The following is a 19,884-nucleotide window of genomic DNA, read 5'->3' on the forward strand; positions in this document are numbered from 1 at the left end:
GCTGTCCACTAAAAAAGCGGACGGTTAAAATTTAAATAAACTTGGTTCACTAAAACCGCATCGTTCTTTGTCATTATTGAAATTAGTTTTGTTAAAGAGGTCTCTAAGTCTAGTTTTATCAGTTAGCGATATGCTCAGGATTTGAAGAATCTCATAAGTTGTTCTATCAATTTCCATGTCATGCTGAATAATTGCTACAAGGCAATAGGCAATGATTGCAGAGTATATTTGTATTCTTACAGCATTCTCTGTATTGCCCCAGAACTTCTTTATTTTCAGATGTTGCTTAAGCCATTTAAAGAAAAGCTCAATCTGCCACCTGTTTTTATAAAGTTCTGCAATTTGTAGCGGAGATAAATCCATAGCATTGGTAAGGAACGTAAACTTACGTTTTTGCTCTTCATCCCAAAAACAAACCTTTCGTATGTGAGAAGGATAATCCTTGGAGCTTTTATAAATAGTGAGTTCGCCAATTGCATCAGAAAGTATATTTCTGGGTAAACGGCGTTTCCAATTTATAGCTTTGAACTGTAAGTTTGATTTTGCTCTTACAACGAAATAGGACTCTAAGGTTTCTATTTTGAAAAGACTCTTAAAACAGTTATAACCACGGTCAAAGATGTAGTAAGCACCTGTCTCATAAGGAATTTCACTCATAGCTTTGCTATCGTGAACCGAAGCTGTAGTTATATGGAAGAATGCAGGTATTTGAGTTTCTATATCATATAGTGTATGTATTTTAATACCTCCTTTTTTCTTTCGGAACTTTGCCCACCAAAATACAACCAAACACAAGTCAATGGTTGTAGAATCGAAAGCATAAACATTACTACCGAGATTAAAGATACTAGTTTTGAGTTTCTTTTGTGCCTGTTCAACCATGTAATAAGCAAAAGATTCAAAGATACGGTAGTCTCTATTTTGATTGGCTTTGGATAAATTGCTTCTGGTTACATTTTTTCCAAGACCTAAATGGTATGTTTTCCCTTGATGGGCTTCCAAAGCGATAATAAGGTCGCGTAGACTTTCTCTGTTTGAGAGTTGCCCGAACATCAAAGCTAGTAGTTGATTCCAGCATGTGAAGTACTTCACATATTTGTCTCCATCATACTTAGTAACGATGCGATTAAATTTACTTCGGTCAAGGAATGATACCAACTGTGAGAAAACGTATTTATCTTGATGCATCTGCTATCATATTTAATATGATGCAAATCTACAATTTCAAATCCGTTCTCTCAGGAATCCTTTGTAACTAACTATATTTCAAATATTTCAAAGAACTATTGCGATTTTTTAGTGGACACTAATGATCAAACATATCAAATGAAAGCAGTTCAAATTGTCAACCCCTCAGAAATGAAGGTGGTTGAACTGGAAAAACCGACCGTTGGCGCCGGTGAAGTATTAGTAAGAATCAAGTATGTCGGTTTTTGTGGTTCGGACTTAAACACGTTCCTGGGCAAGAATCCGATGGTGAAATTACCCGTGATACCGGGGCATGAAGTAGGGGCGGTAATTGAAGAAATCGGCTCGGGTGTTCCGGCAGGTTTCGAGAAAGGAATGAATGTGACGCTGAATCCGTACACTAATTGCGGTAAATGTGCTTCCTGTCGGAATGGTCGTGTCAATGCCTGCGAACATAACGAAACGCTGGGAGTGCAGCGTAATGGAGTGATGTGCGAATATGCCGTATTGCCTTGGACAAAGATTATTCCGGCAGACAATATCTCTTCCCGTGACTGTGCGTTGATTGAACCGATGAGTGTCGGATTCCATGCCGTATCACGTGCGCAGGTAATTGATAACGAATTTGTGATGGTGATTGGCTGTGGCATGATCGGTATAGGCGCGATTGTACGTGCTGCCCTAAGGGGAGCAACGGTAATTGCTGTCGATTTGGATGACGAAAAACTGGAACTGGCGAAGAAAGTCGGTGCATCTTATGTGGTTAACTCTAAGACAGAAAATGTACATGAACGGATACAGGAAATAACGGAAGGATTCGGTGCTGATGTCGTGATTGAAGCTGTCGGAAGTCCTGTCACTTACGTAATGGCAGTGGATGAAGTCGGATTCACTGGGCGTGTGGTTTGCATCGGCTATGCCAAGAGTGAAGTGGCTTTCCAAACGAAACTTTTCGTTCAGAAAGAATTGGATATCCGTGGTTCCAGAAATGCATTGCCGGCAGATTTCCGTGCAGTAATCAATTATATGAAAGAAGGAAATTGTCCGGTAGAAGAGTTGATTTCCAAGATAGCGAAACCGGAAGGTGCTTTGGAAGCCATGCAGGAATGGACGGCTAATCCGGGAAAGGTGTTCCGTATACTGGTTGAGTTCTGATAAGTTCTTGTAATAAGAATAGTTGTTGATATTTCGGGTATGTAATAAGTGAGAGGAGGCTGCAAACAGTCTCCTTTCTTTGTGTGAGATGGGGTGATGTAACATGAGTAAATGTAGATGTAACATTCTTTATCCGGTATGTAGCATCACAAAGAAATTATGTAGCATACTTTAGTCAATCTGTCTGTTTGCATTTTCTATTTTTGTGATGTGGAAGATAACAAGGAACATTTTAAATAATTCGCTTTCAAATAATAGATAATATAGCCAGTTAACAAAAAACGATGATTATGCTGAAAACAAAAATCAACACTATTCTGCTGTGTACTCTTTTTACATGGTTCTTCCCGCTATCAGCCGGAGCACAATACCGTAATCCTATTCTTTATGCTGACGTTCCCGATATGTCGGTGTGTCGCGCAGGTGATTACTTTTACATGGTTTCCACTACTATGCACCTGATGCCGGGAGCGCCTATCATGCGTTCGCCGGATATGAAACATTGGGAAACTATCAGCTACGTATTTCCTCGCATTGACGATGGTCCCCGTTATGATCTGCTCGAAGGCACTGCTTACGGGCAAGGACAATGGGCATCATCTATCCGCTATCATGACGGAAAATTCTATGTATGGTTTACAGCCAATGGCGCGCCCGGACGCGGGTTTGTCTATACTGCGACAGATCCGGCCGGTCCCTGGAAACTTCTTTCGCGCCCCCCGCATTTCCATGACGGTTCGCTTCTGTTTGATGATGACGGGCGGGTGTATCTCTTTCACAGTACAGGACAGCTTACAGAGTTGAAACCCGATTTGACCGATGTGCTTCCCGGTGGCATCAACCAGCAGATCTTTGAACGGGATGCTGACGAACAAGGTCTGTTGGAAGGTAGTTCCGTCATCAAGCATAATGGAAAATATTATTTGCTGATGATTTCTATGGATTGGAGTATTCCCGGTCGTCTGCGTCGTGAAGTATGCTATCGTGCCGATAAGATTACCGGACCTTACGAAAAACGTGTTATTCTTGAAACAGAGTTCGACGGGCATGGCGGTGTTGGTCAGGGATGCATCGTAGACGGGAAAAACGGTGAATGGTACGGACTGATTTTTCAGGATCGTGGTGGCGTAGGACGTGTGCCGTGCCTCATGCCTTGTACATGGACGGAAGATGGTTGGCCTATGCTGGGAGACAAGGATGGGCGCATCCCGAATGATACCACTTTGTCGTATATGTCAATGGATGGTATCTGCGGTTCGGATGATTTTTCCGCTTCCGAGCTTTCCCTCTATTGGCAGTGGAATCATAACCCCGTCGATCAGGCATGGAGTCTTACCGACCGTCCCGGATTTCTGCGTTTGAAAACCTCCCGTGTGGTAGATAACCTGTTTGTTGCTCCCAATACGTTGACTCAGCGTATGGTAGGACCGAAATGCATGGGCACTGTCAGTCTCTCTCTGGCGGGGATGAAAGATGGTGACCGTGCGGGATTATCGGCTTTTAATGGTGACAGCGGTGTGCTTACGGTTGAAAAGAACGGAAATAAACTGTCTCTTGTGATGAGTGAACAGAAAAGTGTGTTTGATAAAACGAAGCATGCCATTAGCCGTGTGGATATGACCGAACAAGCCCGTATACCTCTTAAAAAAGAGCTTGTCTATTTGCGTGTGGAAGGTGACTTTACCAATGGACGGGATGAGGCACGTTTCTCTTATAGTCTTGACGGGAAAACATGGATACCTGTCGGTCTGCCTATTAAGATGAAATTTGACTACACCCGTATGTTCATGGGCAGTAAGTTTGCCATATTTAACTATGCTACACGTTCCGTGGGCGGTTATGTGGATGTGGATTCCTTTGATTATTCGTTCTGTGATGCGTCAATGTAACACAAAAATATGTATTTGTAACCAATGAAACATTGTTTTATTGGAAAATAGGCTATTTTTGTTTCCAAATTAATCATAACTAATAAGTATAATATTATGAAAAGAGGTTGGATACCGATTATGGGTGTTTGTTTGGTGTTATCGTTTTCGGCATGTAAGCAATTGCTGCCTTACCAGGACACTTCTTTAACGGCGGAACAACGGGCGGAGGATTTGTTGCCCCGGTTGACTTTGGAAGAAAAAGTATCATTAATGCAAAATGCGTCACCTGCTATCCCCCGACTGGGAATTAAAGAATATGAGTGGTGGAATGAAGCGTTGCACGGTGTGGGACGTGCCGGATTGGCTACTGTTTTTCCCCAGTCTATCGGTATGGGAGCTTCTTTTAATGATTCATTATTATATGAAGTGTTCAATGCCACTTCCGATGAGGCTCGCGTAAAATCGCGTATTTTCGGTGAAAGTGGCGTACTGAAACGCTATCAAGGATTAACATTCTGGACACCGAACGTCAATATATTCCGTGACCCTCGTTGGGGACGTGGTCAGGAAACATACGGTGAAGACCCTTATCTGACAGGACAAATGGGAATGGCTGTAGTCCGTGGTTTGCAAGGACCGGAAGATGCCGGATATGATAAGCTGCACGCATGTGCCAAGCACTTTGCCGTTCATTCAGGACCGGAGTGGAACCGGCATAGTTTTGATGCGGAGAATATAGATCCCCGGGATTTATGGGAAACCTATCTGCCTGCTTTTAAAGATTTGGTACAGAAAGCACATGTAAAGGAAGTGATGTGTGCCTACAATCGTTTTGAGGGAGAGCCTTGTTGTGGCAGCAATCGCCTGTTGATGCAAATATTGCGAGATGAATGGGGATACAAAGGCATTGTAGTCTCTGACTGTGGAGCGATTTCCGATTTCTATAGACCGGGAACGCATGAGACTCACCCGGATAAGGAACACGCCTCGACCGCTGCTGTGCGGACAGGCACAGACCTTGAATGTGGAAGTGAATATGCTTCACTGGTGGGTGCTGTAAAAGCCGGTTTGATTGACGAAAAAGAAATAGATATTTCATTGAAACGTTTGTTGACAGCACGTTTTGAACTGGGAGAAATGGACGAACAACCGGCTTGGTCGGAAATTCCGGCCTCTGTGTTGAATAGTAAGGAACATCAGGCATTGGCTTTGCGTATGGCTCGTGAATCATTGGTGCTCTTGCAGAATAAAAACAACATCCTGCCTCTGAATACCCATCTGAAAGTAGCCGTTATGGGACCTAATGCCAATGACTCCGTGATGCAGTGGGGAAATTATAACGGTATTCCGGCACATACGGTTACCTTATTGGAAGCTGTCCGTGCCAAACTACCGGAAGGACAAATCATATACGAACCGGGTTGTGACCGTGTGGACGGAAAGACACTCCAAAGCCTGTTTGATGAATGTAGCATAAATGGTAAACCCGGTTTCTTGGCAGAATATTGGAATAATCGTGATCGTGAAGGGGAAGTGGTTGCTACCGATCAGATTTCCACTCCGTTCCATTTTGCGACAACAGGGGCTACTACATTTGCGCCCGGTGTGGAAATAACTAATTTCTCGGCTCGTTATGAATCAGTCTTTCGTCCTTCGCAGTCGGGTGATGTTGTTTTCCGTTTTCAATTGGACGGTGCGGTGACACTTATTATCGACAGCGAACAGGTGGCGGAAAAAGTATATGTAAAAAATCCGACGAATCTTTATACCTTGCAGGCAAAAGCAGGAAAAGAATATAAGGTCGAAATTCTGTTCACTCAACGGAATGAAGGGGCAACCCTCGATTTTGATATGGGCAAAGAGATGGAAATCAATCTGGATAAGGCTGTAGAGAAAGTAAAAGATGCCGATGTGGTTCTTTTTGCAGGTGGAATTTCTCCAAGTCTGGAAGGAGAGGAAATGCCGATTGCTGTTCCCGGATTTAAAGGTGGTGACCGTACGGATATTGAACTTCCCGCTGTTCAGCGTAATCTGTTGAAAGCATTGAAGAAGGCAGGAAAGAAGGTGGTCTTTATCAATTATTCCGGTTCGGCTATCGGGTTGGTGCCGGAGACAAATACTTGTGAAGCGATTCTGCAGGCGTGGTATCCGGGACAGGCGGGTGGTACGGCTATCGTTGATGCTCTTTGGGGAGAGTATAATCCCGGTGGACGCTTGCCGGTCACTTTCTATAAGGATGTGAATCAATTGCCGGACTTTGAAGACTATTCCATGAAGGGGCGTACCTATCGATATATGCAACAGCAACCACTTTTCCCATTCGGTCATGGGCTGAGTTATACTACGTTTACTTATGGAGAAGCTAAATTGAGCAAGAATACAATCGCCAAAGGTGAAAATGTAGTATTGACTATTCCGGTAAGCAATGTCGGGCAACGTGATGGAGAAGAGGTGGTTCAGGTTTATTTGAGACGTCCGGGTGATAAGGAAGGCCCCCGTTATACCTTGCGTGCTTTCAAACGCGTTCATATTCCGGCAGGGAAAACTGAATCAGTAGCTATTCCTCTTACTGGTGTGAACTTTGAATGGTTTGATGCAGAGTCGAATACGATGCGTCCGTTGGAAGGTACTTATGAATTACTGTATGGAGGAACTTCTGATAGAAATAAGTTGAAAACGATTGTAATGAACGTACAGTAATACCACTTTGGAATTTTGTTTATTGTTACAGATAGACAATCCGGATTTATTTATTGAATGAATAAAGAAAGAACGACCTTGTTCCTTTAAAAGGAACGGGTCGTTTCTTTTAAACCAAGCCCCCGTTTCTTTTAAACCAACGGGGACTTTCTTTTAAAGGAAAATGAGTATTTGCTAATTCTTGATATTCAGCATTTTACATGATGGAAGATAAAAGTACTGAAATAATAGGTAATGTAGTTATTTATCTTACCATTTTTCTGTTTTGGGGCTTTTTGTTACATCAGAAAAGAAGAATGTTACATGTCTGTGATAAATGTAACTTGTATATAGATGCCTGTATCATGTTTGTACATATATGATAAAACCGAATCGATACATTTGCAAACACTACTATGGAACAGAAAATTATAGAAAATAAAAAGTGATAATATGAGAACATTAAAATTGATTTTGTCGGGCTGGCAATCCGTGGGTCTTGTCGTATTTTTTATGCTGTTTTTTAATATGGAGGTGAGTGGCAAGGGTAAAATAACGAAAAATGCTCCTGTCTTTACGCAATTTATTTATCAGGGGGAGGATGCTATTTATCAAAACAATCCTTTAAAGCCGGGTGAGTTCTATAATCCTATTTTGCAGGGTTGCTATCCCGATCCGAGTATAACGCGGAAAGGGAATGATTATTATTTAGTGTGCTCATCTTTTGCTATGTTTCCCGGGGTGCCTATTTTCCATTCTAATGATCTGGTCAACTGGAAACAAATCGGTCATGTGCTGGACAGAACGTCACAATTAAAGGTTGAAGATTGTGGTATTAGTGCTGGTGTATATGCTCCTGCTATAAGATATAATCCCAATAATGATACGTTTTATATGATAACCACTCAATTCTCAGGTGGCTTTGGAAATATGGTGGTAAAGACAAAGAATCCGGAGAATGGCTGGAGTGATCCGGTCAAACTACAATTTGAAGGCATTGATCCTTCTCTTTTCTTTGATGATAATGGCAAGGCATACGTGGTACATAATGATGCTCCTGCTAAAGCAAACGAGCGTTACTCGGGACACCGTGTCATAAAAATATGGGATTATGATGTGGAGAATGATAAAGTGGTTCCGGGAACGGACCGGATCATTGTAAACGGTGGCGTCAATATAGAAGAAAAGCCGATATGGATTGAAGCTCCTCATATCTATAAAAAAGATGGACGCTACTATTTAATGTGTGCCGAAGGAGGAACCGGAGGCTGGCATAGCGAAGTCATTTTTGTAAGTGATCATCCGAAAGGACCTTATCTTCCGGCAAATAATAATCCTATTTTAACTCAACGTTATTTTCCTGCAAATCGGACGGATAAAGTAGACTGGGCTGGTCATGCAGATTTAGTGGAGGGACCCGACGGAAAATATTATGGTGTATTTTTAGGAATACGCCCCAATGAGAAGAACAGAGTGAATACCGGACGCGAAACTTTTATTCTTCCGGTGGACTGGAGCGGAACATTTCCCGTTTTCGAGAATGGGCTTATCCCTATGAAACCTACATTGAAGATGCCTTCGGGAGTAGAGAACCAAACAGGGAAAAACGGTTATTTGCCTAGTGGTAACTTTGTCTTTAAGGATGATTTCTCCGATAAGACATTAGATTTTAGATGGATCGGTCTTAGAGGTCCTCGTGAAGATTTCGTTGATATGACCGATAAAGGGTTGCGGATCATCCCTTTTACCTCAAATATCAATGAAGTGAAACCTACTTCTACCTTGTTCTATCGTCAGCAGCATAATCAATTTACAGCGGCAGCGACCATGGAGTACAAACCGAAAAATGAGAAAGATTTTGCTGGTATAACATGTTATCAGAATGAAAGATATCACTATGTCTTCGGTATTACTAAAAAGGGAAAAGACTATTACCTGATGCTGCAAAGAACCGAAAAAGGACAAGCGAGTGTCCTGGGTGAGGTGAAGATAGAAACAGAGAAACCTGTGACACTGCAAGTAGCAGCTAATGGAGATAATTATCGTTTTAATTATTCGATTGATGGCAAGGGTTTCATAAATTTAGGAGGAACCGTTTCCGGCGATATTCTTTCTACTAATGAGGCTGGTGGCTTTACAGGAACAATGATCGGACTGTATGCAACATCTGTTGGTAATTAGAAACCTTATTATTCTATAATTATGAAAAAGGAGCTTATACGGAAATTCCAATCTCTTGGAATAATGCATCTCGTAAATTGACGATAGGGGCAAGAAAAGGTGCGTATGAGGGAATGTTGAAGAACCGTAAGTTTACTGTAACCCTTCAGGACGGGACTCAAAAAAGCGTTGATTATAGTGGGAAGGCAGTTTCTGTAAAGTTTTGATTGTAATAGAATGTGTGATTATGTCAGTAGAAAAGAATCTGAAAAGTAGAAATATGATGAAGTCTTTTATAGTAATGGCTATGCTATTGGGGAGTAGCGTTGCAAGTGCAGAAAATAAACAGATAACAAGTCCTGATGGGAAGCTGGTAGTAACAGTCTCAGATATGGATGGAAGACCCTCTTATTCTGTTAGTTATGACAATGTTCTCTTTTTGAAGCCATCTCCATTGGGGATTATTGCAAATATTGGAGATTTTTCATCGGGGATGTCGCTGGAAAAGAATGTTTCAACAAATAAAATAGATGAAACATACGAGTTGGCTTCTATTAAGCAGAACAAGGTTCGTTATGTGGCCAATGAAGCTGTATTTTCGTTTACACAACAAGGGAAAACAATTTATGATGTTATATTCCGCATAAGTAATAACGATGTTGCTTTTAAATATAAGATGTATCCGCAAGGTGAGACACTAAGTTGCGTGGTTAAGCAAGAAGTTACAGGATTTGCGTTTCCTGACGGAACCACCACTTTCCTTTGTCCGCAAAGTAAACCGATGGGGGGATTTGCCCGTACTTCTCCAAGTTATGAGACGTCTTATACGGTAGATGATGCCGCAGGGAAAAATGGCTGGGGAGAAGGATACACATTTCCCTGCTTGTTCCGTAATGGAGATAACGGTTGGGTGCTTGTTTCCGAAACGGGAGTAAATGGTGGATATTGTGCGAGCCGTCTGTTGGGACACAAAGAAGGAACGTATACAATCGGATTTCCGCAAGAAGGTGAAGCAAATGGGAATGGTACGGTTTCTCCGGGGATAGCGTTGCCGGGCGAGACGCCTTGGCGTACTATTACTGTGGGCAAGACTTTGGCTCCAATAGTGGAGACAACGGTTCCTTTTGATGTTGTAAAACCGCTTTATCCTGCAAAAGGAGAGTATACGTATGGCAGGGGTTCATGGAGCTGGATTATCGGTATGGATGGAAGTACTAATTATAAAGAGCAACTCCGGTATATTGATTTCTCGGCAGCAATGGGCTATCAGTCTGTGTTGGTGGATGCTTTGTGGGATAAGCAAATAGGACGTGATAAAATTGAAGAATTGGCTAAATATGGGAAGGATAAAGGGGTAGCTCTTTATTTGTGGTATAATTCGAATGGGTATTGGAATGATGCTCCGCAAACTCCGAGGGGTATGATGGATAATGCGATAGCTAGACGTAAGGAGATGAAATGGATGCAAAGCATTGGTATCCGTGGAATAAAAGTTGACTTTTTCGGAGGTGACAAGCAAATGACTATGCAGTTGTATGAGGATATTTTGTCGGATGCAAACGAGTATGGCCTTTTAGTTATTTTCCATGGATGTACTTTGCCTCGTGGCTGGGAACGTATGTATCCTAACTTCGCATCGAGTGAGGCTGTATTGGCTAGTGAAAATCTTCATTTCTCTCAAGGCAGTTGTGATAATGAGGCCTTTAATGCCACCCTGCATCCGTTTATTCGTAACACTGTAGGTAGCATGGATTTTGGAGGTAGTGCATTGAACAAATATTATAATGCGGATAATGCTCCACGGGGAAGCCGGCGGGTGACATCAGATGTCTACGCACTGGCTACGGCGGTTCTATTTCAGAGCCCGGTACAACATTTCGCTTTGGCACCGAATAATCTGACTGATGCTCCTGTGTGGGCTATTGATTTTATGAAAGAGGTTCCAACGACTTGGGGCGAGGTACGTTTCATTGACGGTTATCCTGGTAAATACGTTATTCTTGCCCGTCGTCATGGCGACAAATGGTATATTGCCGGAGTAAATGCGCAGAAGGAAACACTGAAACTTAAAGTTAATTTGCCGATGTTCTCCAATGGAGAAAAGGTGAGACTATTCAGTGATGATAAGGCATTGCAGGGTGGTGTGAAACAAATAGAAATAGGAAAGATACAAGAATTACAATTGGCTATTCCTTGCAATGGTGGAGTATTAATAACCAAATAACCATTTTAAATAAAAGAATATGAGAAACTTTAAATTTTTAGGCGTGTCGTTTTTGTTGGCAATCACTGCCGCTACTTCAGGAACTGCACAAAATCCTATTATACAAACAAAATATACTGCCGATCCGGCTCCGATGGTATATAACGATACCGTTTTCCTTTATACAACCCATGATGAGGATGATGCCGAAGGATTCAAAATGTTGGACTGGTTGCTTTATACCTCCACTGATATGGTGAATTGGACCGATCACGGAGCGGTCGCTTCTCTGAAGAGTTTTGATTGGGTGAAACGTGATAATGGTGCCTGGGCAGAACAGGTCATCGAACGTAATGGCAAGTTTTACATGTATTGCCCGATTCACGGTAATGGTATTGGCGTATTGGTATCCGACTCTCCTTACGGTCCTTTTAAAGACCCTTTGAATAAACCATTAGTTTGGCAAAAAGAGCATTGGGATGATATTGACCCTACCGTATTTATTGATGATGACGGACAAGCGTATATGTATTGGGGCAATCCGAATGTTTATTATGTGAAACTGAATGAAGATATGATTTCATATTCGGGGGAAATAGTCAAATTGGCTGATAAACCGGAACATTATCAGGAAGGTCCGTGGGTATATAAACGTAACGGTCATTATTATATGGCTTTTGCTTCTACTTGTTGTCCGGAAGGGATTGGCTATGCTATGAGCGACAAAGCTACCGGACCATGGAGTACAAAAGGATATATTATGCGTCCAACGGAAAGAACCAGAGGAAATCATCCCGGAATTATTGATTATAAAGGCAGTTCTTATGTGTTCGGCCTAAATTATGATTTGCTTCATCTGGAGACTTTCGACCATAAAGAACGTCGTTCGGTATCTGTTGCAAAAATGCATTATAATCCGGATGGAACCATTAAGGAAGTTCCTTATTGGCAGGAGACGAAACTGGAACAGATTGAAAACTTTAATCCTTACCGTAGAGTGGAAGCCGAAACGATGGCTTGGGGATATGGTCTGAAAGCTGAAAATCATAAGAATGGTGGTTTGTATATAACCGATATTGATGATAATGAATATCTGTGTGTGCGTGGTGTCGACTTTGGCAAGAAGGGAGCAAAGAAATTCAGTGTAAGCGCAGCTTGTGTTGAAAAAGGCGGAATGATAGAAATTCGTCTGGACAGCACGGAAGGTCCGGTAATAGGCTGTGTCAGTATATCACCAACAGGAGGACTGGATATATATAAACAGATGTCATGCCGGATAAAGAATGCAAAGGGGGTACATGATCTTTATTTCTGCTTTAAAGGAGAGAAAGGAAACAAACTTTTCAATCTGGATTATTGGGAATTTGAATAGCTTTTATTCAAAAAAAAATAAGATTGTAATGTGCTTATAATCAGTGTAATTGTTTGGGTGTGCTACAAGGGGAAAGATAGATGTAACATTGAAAATGAAGATGTTATTTAGGAAAAGAAGCCCGTAACATAATTATGTTTGTAGTTTTATAAGCTGGCATATCTTTGCAGAAAAAGATCAGTAATTCATATTTGATTATAAAGAAAATAAGAGGTATTATGAAGAATACACAGGTAATACAATTAATGTCAATCGTCCGGCTCTCCATATTTATGTTGGGGATAACAATGATGTCATGTAACTCAAAGAAAGAACAACAATTACCGGTTATTGGAAAATCTGTGGCTCTCTTTGATTATTTTTCTTATAAAGGAAATGATGATTTTTATATTTCCAATCCTCTGTCAGATGAAGACTATTTCTATAATCCTATTTTGCCGGGATGGTATTCTGATCCTAGTGTTTGCACAAATGGAGAAGGTGATTATTTCCTGGTAACATCTACATTCACTTATTTCCCCGGTGTTCCTATTTTTCACAGCAAAGACTTGGTGAATTGGAAACAGATAGGGCATGTGTTGAACCGTGCTTCGCAATTAGTGAATATGGAAGGACAGAAAGTGAGTGGCGGTATTTTTGCTCCGGCTATTTCTTATAATCCGTATAACAAGACATATTATATGGTAACAACCAATGTCGGAGCCGGAAATTTCTTTGTTAAGACGCAAGACCCGTTTGGTGAATGGTCGGAACCCGTCATGTTGCCGGAGGTCGGAGGTATTGATCCTTCTTTCTTTTTTGATGAAGATGGTAAGGCATATATTGTTAATAATGATGAGGCTCCGGATAATAAACCTGAATATAGCGGACACCGTACTATACGCATACAAGAGTTTGATGTGAAAACAGATAAGACGATCGGTCCCCGTAAAATTCTTGTAAACAAAGGAGCTCAACCGGCAGACAAACCAATTTGGATAGAAGGCCCTCATTTATATAAGATAAATGGAAAGTATTTCTTGATGTCTGCTGAAGGTGGAACGGGGAACTGGCATTCGGAAGTGATTTTCCGTGCTGATTCTCCGATGGGTAAATATCTTCCATGGGAAAACAATCCGATCCTGACGCAAAGGCATTTGAATTCTGATCGTCCGAATTCAGTAACTTCTGCTGGCCATGCAGACTTGATTCAAACAAAGGAAGGTGATTGGTGGGCTGTTTTTCTGGCTTGTCGTCCTATTAATAATCAGTTTGAGAATTTGGGACGTGAAACATTTATGATGCCGGTGAAATGGAGTGAAGACGGTTTCCCGTACATGACTCAAGGTGATGATTTAGTACCTATGATTGTAAAACGTGAAGGTGTGAAACGCGATACGACAGTTACTTATGGTAATTTCGAGTTAATAGAGAATTTTGATTCTCCTATACTTGATATGACCTGGATGACTTTAAGAACTTCTGCTTCCGATCTATATTCTTTGTCGGAAACACCCGGATACCTGACCTTGAAGTGTGCAGATATTAGCGCTACGGAAAAGAAGACTCCGGCATTTGTCTGTCGTCGATTACAACATCATAAATTTGAGTGTGCTACTCGCATGTTGTTCAATCCTTCTGACGATAAGGAAACAGCCGGAATGCTGTTGTTTAAAGATGAGACGTATCAATATTTCTTCTGCTTGAATAAAGTGGGTGAGAATAAAAATATTTCTCTGAAACAAATCGGTGAAAAGGAACAGACTTTGGCTTCAGATGAAATAGACGCAAATACAAATGAAGTATATTTGAAATTAGTATCTCAAGGAATTGGTTATGATTTCTATTATTCTATTGATGGTGAAAAAAGCTGGAAACTGCTTTGTAAAGATGTAGATCCTAGTTATCTCTCTACTACAACGGCTGGTGGATTTACCGGTACTACAATCGGATTATACGCTACTTGCAAATAATTATTTTTTTTATATAAATCTAATACTAGTAACTATGGGTGGTATTTATAATGATAGCTAATGCAATTAAAAAAAGAATGATGATTAGAAAACAATGTAGTTAATTAACATCTTAAACTAATGGTAATGAAAAATGTAACGAAGAAAATTCAAAAGATTCCTTACTTGTTTCTCCTTATGTTGTTTAGTTTTGTAACAGCATCAGCACAAAAAGGGATAACGGTGAGGGGAACGGTTCTTGATAGTAATGGTGAGACAATCATTGGAGCCTCGGTAACTTTAAAAGGTAATAATTCCGTAGGTACGATCTCGGATATAGATGGAAACTTTGTATTGACCATACCCAATGAGAAGTCCACTCTTGTTGTTTCGTATGTAGGAATGAAGCCACAGGAAGTAAAAGTGGTTTCCAAAGGTCTTATTAAAGTGGTGTTGGAAGATGATACTAAACAACTGGAAGAAGTAGTAGTTGTAGGTTACGGACAACAGAAGAAAGCGAGTGTGGTAGGTGCTATCACGCAGACCACTGGAAAAGTATTGGAACGGGCGGCTGGTATTTCTGATATTGGTGCGGCGTTAACCGGTAACCTGCCGGGGGTTATAACGACTCAAAGTTCCGGTATGCCGGGTGAAGAAGAACCGAAAATCACAATACGTGGGACTAGTTCATGGAATAATAGTGACCCGTTGGTACTGGTGGATGGCATAGAACGTCCGATGAGCAGTGTGGATATTGCTTCTGTACAATCTATTTCTGTCTTGAAGGATGCTTCTGCAACTGCTGTTTATGGTGTGAAAGGTGCAAATGGTGTCATTTTGGTAACGACCAAACGCGGAACTGAGGGAGCTGCCCAAATAAACATAGCAGCCAATGCCACGATGAAGATACCTTCCAAGCTTCCTAACAAGTTGGATTCTTATGATGCTTTGATGGCGCGCAATATGGCTATTGAGCATGAGTTGAGCTTGTATCCGGATTCATGGTCGTACATAAAGCCGCAGGCAATAATTAATAAGTATCGTAATCCGGCAAATTTGGAAGAAGCGGAACGCTATCCGAATGTGGACTGGCAGGATGTATTGTTCAAAGACTATGCGATGTCCTACAATGCAAATGTGAATGTCAGCGGTGGAACTCGGTTTGTAAAATATTTCGCTTCTGTCGATTATGTGCATGAGGGGGACTTGTTCGATGTATTTGATAATGGGCGTGATTATAATTCCGGTTATGGATATGACAGAATTAATGTACGTAGTAATCTGGATTTTCAGATAACCAAGAGTACTGTTTTTAAGGTTAATGTAGCAGGCTCTAATGGATACAAGAAAACTCCTTATAATAATTCCAATTATGATAGTTCGGCCGACTGGTCGATTGCCCAGCAGTGGGCGGGGGCGTATAATATTGCTCCGGATGTATTCCTTCCCAAATATTCGGATGGTTCGTGGGGATATTATCCGAATATTTCGAATGTTACCAACTCTGCAGAGAATGTTTCATTGGGAGGTACGATGACTACCACTACTACACAGATAACAACTGACTTTGCATTGGAGCAGGATTTGAGCTTTATAACGAAAGGATTGAGTGCAAGGGCTATGGTTTCTTGGGATAATACTTTTGTAGAATGGAAGCGCGGTATCAATGACCTATATAACGACGCACAACATAAATGGATTAATCCGGATACAGGTGAGGTCAGTTATAAAAAGTCGTATGACAACAATACAGGTTTTGATTTTATGCAGGGTGTAATGTGGAATACGGAAGGTGGTGAAGTCAAGAATTGGGCGACACAGCGTAACCTTAATTATCAGGCACAATTAAATTGGGCCCGTAGTTTTGGAAAGCATAATGTTACCCTTATGGGATTGTTCAGTCGTCAGGAAACGGCTACAGGAAGTGAAATTCCTCACTATCGTGAAGACTGGGCATTCCGTACTACTTATAATTGGGCGGATCGGTATTTTATTGAATATAATGGTGCTTATAATGGTTCCGAGAAGTTCAGCAAAGAAAATCGTTTTGCATTCTTTAATTCCGGTGCTATCGGATGGATGGTTAGTGAAGAACCGTTTATGAAATTCTTGAAAGAACGCAGAATTTTGGATATGTTGAAAATTCGTGCTTCTTATGGTGAAATCGGTGATGATAATGTAAAAACACGTTGGTTGTATATGAACCAATGGGCTTACGGCGGAACCTCGTCTTTGGATGTAGATCGTGGTGAAAGCCCATATACTTGGTATCGTGAATCAGCAGTGGGTAATTCTGATGTGCATTGGGAGAAAGTAAAGAAATTGAATTTTGGTATTGATTACTCGTTTTTGGATGGTTTGTTTGCAGGTAGCGTGGAAGTCTTTCGTGATAAACGTACTGATATTCTGGTGGGTGGAAGTGATCGGGCTATTCCTTCTTATTTTGGTACTACAGCAGTTACTGCTAACTTAGGTAAGGTTAGAACCAAAGGTTATGAGTTGGAACTTCGTATCAACAAGACATTTTCCAATAAGATGCGCGTTTGGGCTAATATGAGCATGACCCATGCGGAGAATAAGATACTTGAAAAAGACGATGCTCCATTGTTGGCTGGGTATCAAAAGGTGGCTGGTTATGCCATTGGTCAGAATAAGGCATATATTGATAATGGATATTTGAATTCTTATGACGATGTAATTGGTAGCCCGCAGCATGATACAAACAATTCACAACGTCTTCCCGGAGACTATTATATTGTCGATTTCAATGGGGATGGTGTCGTCGACAGCAAGGACCAAGCTCCTTACGGTTACTCTGATACTCCACAGAACACATATAATGCTACTCTTGGCTTTGAGTGGAAAGGATTCAGCGCTTTTGTTCAGTTCTATGGTGTAAATAATGTGACTCGTGTCGTCCAGTTGACCAGTTTCGGCAGTCAGATGAATACGGTGTACGACCAGGGTAGCTGGTGGTCAGAGGCTGGCGATGCGGCCGATGTTGTAACTCCGCGCTGGTTGTCAAAGGTGAGCAGTTACAGTAATGGTACGCAATACTATTATGATGGTTCTTACATTCGTCTGAAAAATGCGGAGATAGCCTATACCTTTACAGATGGATGGGTGCGAAAACTCGGGGTGAAAAATTTGAAGATTTACTTAAATGGAAACAACTTATGGGTATGGTCTAAGATGCCGGACGACCGTGAATCGAATTTTGCAGGTTCGGGTAATCAAGGGGCGTATCCTACGGTGAAACGTTTCAACTTAGGTGTTAAATTTACATTATAATCAAAGTACTATGAGAAAAATATATAGAACTCTTTTATGCGGTAGCTTATTGCTCTTCTCGTTGGGATTTTCATCTTGTGAGGACTATCTGGACAAGGAAGCCGACTCTACTGTTTCAGAAGAAGAAGCATTTAAGAACTTTAGGAATTTTCAGGGGTTTATCGAGGAAATATACAACTGTATTCCTGATAAGGAGAAGAACAATTATACTACTTCCTGGAACTGGGGAGATGATGAAATATTCAACCCGGAAGGTGACAGCCACATGACGCATCAGGTCGATTTGGGTAACTTCCGTGCATGGTCTACCAATAATCAATGCTGGCTCTATCGTACCGGCAGTGATCCTACGGCTACTTATCATCCGAACAGTGACGGCAATGCTAAGTTTAAACATTCACTGTGGCCACATGCATGGTATTGTATACGTAAGGCTAACATCGGTATCGCTAATCTAGAAAGGTTAACGGAAGCTACGGATGAGGAGAAAAAACTGATTGCCGGTCAGCTTTATTTTTTCCGCGCATGGTGGCACTTTGAAATGATGCAATATTTTGGCGGCTTGCCTTATATTGATACAGTCTTATCTGCTACAGAGAAAATGTCTTTGCCACGTCTGAGTTATCAGGAATGTGCGGATAAAGCAGCAGCCGATTTCCGTATGGCAGCGGATTTGCTTCCTATTAATTGGGATAACACAACTGTTGGCAAACAAACCGCGGGTAAGAATGATTTGCGTATCAACAAGATTATGGCATTAGGCTATCTGGGCAAGAATTATCTTTGGGCTGCCAGTCCTCTGATGGAGCATGGTGCGCAGCTAGGTGGAAGCAATACTTACAATTACAATACAGAATATGCAAAAAAAGCAGCAGAGGCATTCGGAGAGTTACTGACACTTGTCGAAAGCGGGCAGACGCAATATGCATTGGCGCAGTTTGATTATAGTGATATTTACAATCATACCAAATCGGCATCTGCTTCTAATAGTTATTCTGAAATATTCTATACTACTGGTCAGAACTGGAAAATGCCGGGTACTACAGAAGCTATTTTCCGTGGTCCGTCCGAAGACTTCAACGGTAGTAACTGGAATATGACCAAATTGTGGGGACCTAAAATTTATGGTTTGGTTGAACATGATAATATCATCCACCAGCCTACCGCCAACTATGTGAATTTATATGGTATGGAGAACGGTTTGCCATTGAGTGAAGATGAAACAAAATCCGGTTTTAGAAAGAATTTTCCATTTAGAAATCGTGATGCCCGTTTTTATCATGACATAGTTTTCGACGGATTCCATTATGTCAATGCAGCTATTCCTGAAGCGGACAAGGAATTCTTGCGCTATTGCACCCTGTATACGGGCGGAGCTATGAGAGCCGTGGCCAATGCCAGCCGTACCGGCTATTTCATCCAGAAATTAGTACCGCATCAGGCTAATAAATATGACGGACTCTATAATTGGTCGGGTAACCTGCATACATACTTACCTTACATGCGTTTGGCGGATATTTATCTGATGTATGCTGAGGCTTGTGCGGCAGTAGACGGTGCTGCAGGTAAATCTACGAATTTTGGTAAAACGGCCGAAGATGCGATCAATACTTTGCGTAAACGTGCGGGAGTAGGCCCTGTTGGTGGAGGGGAACCGGGTGATGAAAAAGGTACTCTTTGTCCGGAATATATTTCTAATTCCCAGAAATTTATGGATGAAGTTCGTCGTGAACGTGCTGTCGAGTTGTCTTTCGAAGGTTTCCGCTTTAACGATTTGCAGCGTTGGTTGCTGCTGACCGAAGAGCCCTATACTATTAAGACTTCACAAGAATTCGAACGTGTAGAGAATGAAGACTTTTATAAGAATAATGATCCGGCAGAGGCAGAAGTGAGAAACTTCCGTGAGGTGACTATTTTGAAACGGGTATTTGGAACGAAGCATTACTGGTTCCCCTTATTGGATAATGACGTGTATCTGTATGCTGAATTCCCGCAGAATCCGGGATGGTAATTCCTTATGGTTACTGAATGTAT

Annotated in this window: 10 protein-coding genes and 1 pseudogene; 10 read left to right on the forward strand and 1 reads right to left on the reverse strand. The window is 41.5% G+C overall.

From position 1 onward, the window contains the following. Positions 1-24 precede the first annotated feature (24 nt). Positions 25-1,188 carry an IS4 family transposase gene (locus tag BacF7301_RS07155; RefSeq protein ID WP_167961421.1) on the reverse strand — a complete coding sequence of 388 codons (1,164 nt, stop codon included), beginning with the start codon at positions 1,186-1,188 and terminating at the stop codon, positions 25-27. A 138-nt stretch (positions 1,189-1,326) separates the two neighbouring features. Here BacF7301_RS07155 and BacF7301_RS07160 point away from each other — a divergent pair, with 138 nt between their 5' ends. The 10 genes and pseudogenes from BacF7301_RS07160 to BacF7301_RS07205 all read left to right on the forward strand — a co-directional run bounded on the left by BacF7301_RS07160 (position 1,327) and on the right by BacF7301_RS07205 (position 19,861). Further along, a complete protein-coding gene (locus BacF7301_RS07160; RefSeq protein WP_167961543.1) occupies positions 1,327-2,343 on the forward strand; it encodes a zinc-binding alcohol dehydrogenase family protein in 1,017 nt (338 codons plus the stop codon). 290 nt (positions 2,344-2,633) lie between these two features. Further along, positions 2,634-4,232, forward strand: coding sequence for a glycoside hydrolase family 43 protein (locus tag BacF7301_RS07165; RefSeq protein WP_167961545.1), 1,599 nt, complete (start codon positions 2,634-2,636; stop codon positions 4,230-4,232). A 96-nt stretch (positions 4,233-4,328) separates the two neighbouring features. After that, complete coding sequence (xyl3A, locus tag BacF7301_RS07170) at positions 4,329-6,914, forward strand: xylan 1,4-beta-xylosidase (protein WP_167961547.1); 2,586 nt, start codon at positions 4,329-4,331, stop codon at positions 6,912-6,914. Between the two features lie 432 nt (positions 6,915-7,346). Next, positions 7,347-9,074, forward strand: a complete 1,728-nt coding sequence (locus BacF7301_RS07175; RefSeq protein ID WP_167961549.1) for a glycoside hydrolase family 43 protein — start codon at positions 7,347-7,349, stop codon at positions 9,072-9,074. A 14-nt stretch (positions 9,075-9,088) separates the two neighbouring features. Beyond that, positions 9,089-9,280, forward strand: a pseudogene (locus tag BacF7301_RS07180) (DUF5110 domain-containing protein); the annotation flags it as partial. Between the two features lie 20 nt (positions 9,281-9,300). Then, complete coding sequence (locus BacF7301_RS07185; RefSeq protein ID WP_167961551.1) at positions 9,301-11,277, forward strand: glycoside hydrolase family 97 protein; 1,977 nt, start codon at positions 9,301-9,303, stop codon at positions 11,275-11,277. Between the two features lie 19 nt (positions 11,278-11,296). Beyond that, positions 11,297-12,628, forward strand: coding sequence for a glycoside hydrolase family 43 protein (locus BacF7301_RS07190; RefSeq protein ID WP_099146527.1), 1,332 nt, complete (start codon positions 11,297-11,299; stop codon positions 12,626-12,628). A 218-nt stretch (positions 12,629-12,846) separates the two neighbouring features. Beyond that, on the forward strand, positions 12,847-14,580 hold the full coding sequence (locus BacF7301_RS07195; protein WP_167961553.1) for a glycoside hydrolase family 43 protein: 1,734 nt from the start codon (positions 12,847-12,849) through the stop codon (positions 14,578-14,580). Between the two features lie 120 nt (positions 14,581-14,700). Further along, complete coding sequence (locus BacF7301_RS07200; RefSeq protein WP_209319510.1) at positions 14,701-17,850, forward strand: SusC/RagA family TonB-linked outer membrane protein; 3,150 nt, start codon at positions 14,701-14,703, stop codon at positions 17,848-17,850. 10 nt (positions 17,851-17,860) lie between these two features. Continuing rightward, positions 17,861-19,861 carry a RagB/SusD family nutrient uptake outer membrane protein gene (locus BacF7301_RS07205; RefSeq protein WP_167961557.1) on the forward strand — a complete coding sequence of 667 codons (2,001 nt, stop codon included), beginning with the start codon at positions 17,861-17,863 and terminating at the stop codon, positions 19,859-19,861. Positions 19,862-19,884 lie beyond the last annotated feature (23 nt).

It is taken from the genome of Bacteroides faecium (assembly GCF_012113595.1).
Taxonomy (GTDB): Bacteria; Bacteroidota; Bacteroidia; order Bacteroidales; family Bacteroidaceae; genus Bacteroides; species Bacteroides faecium.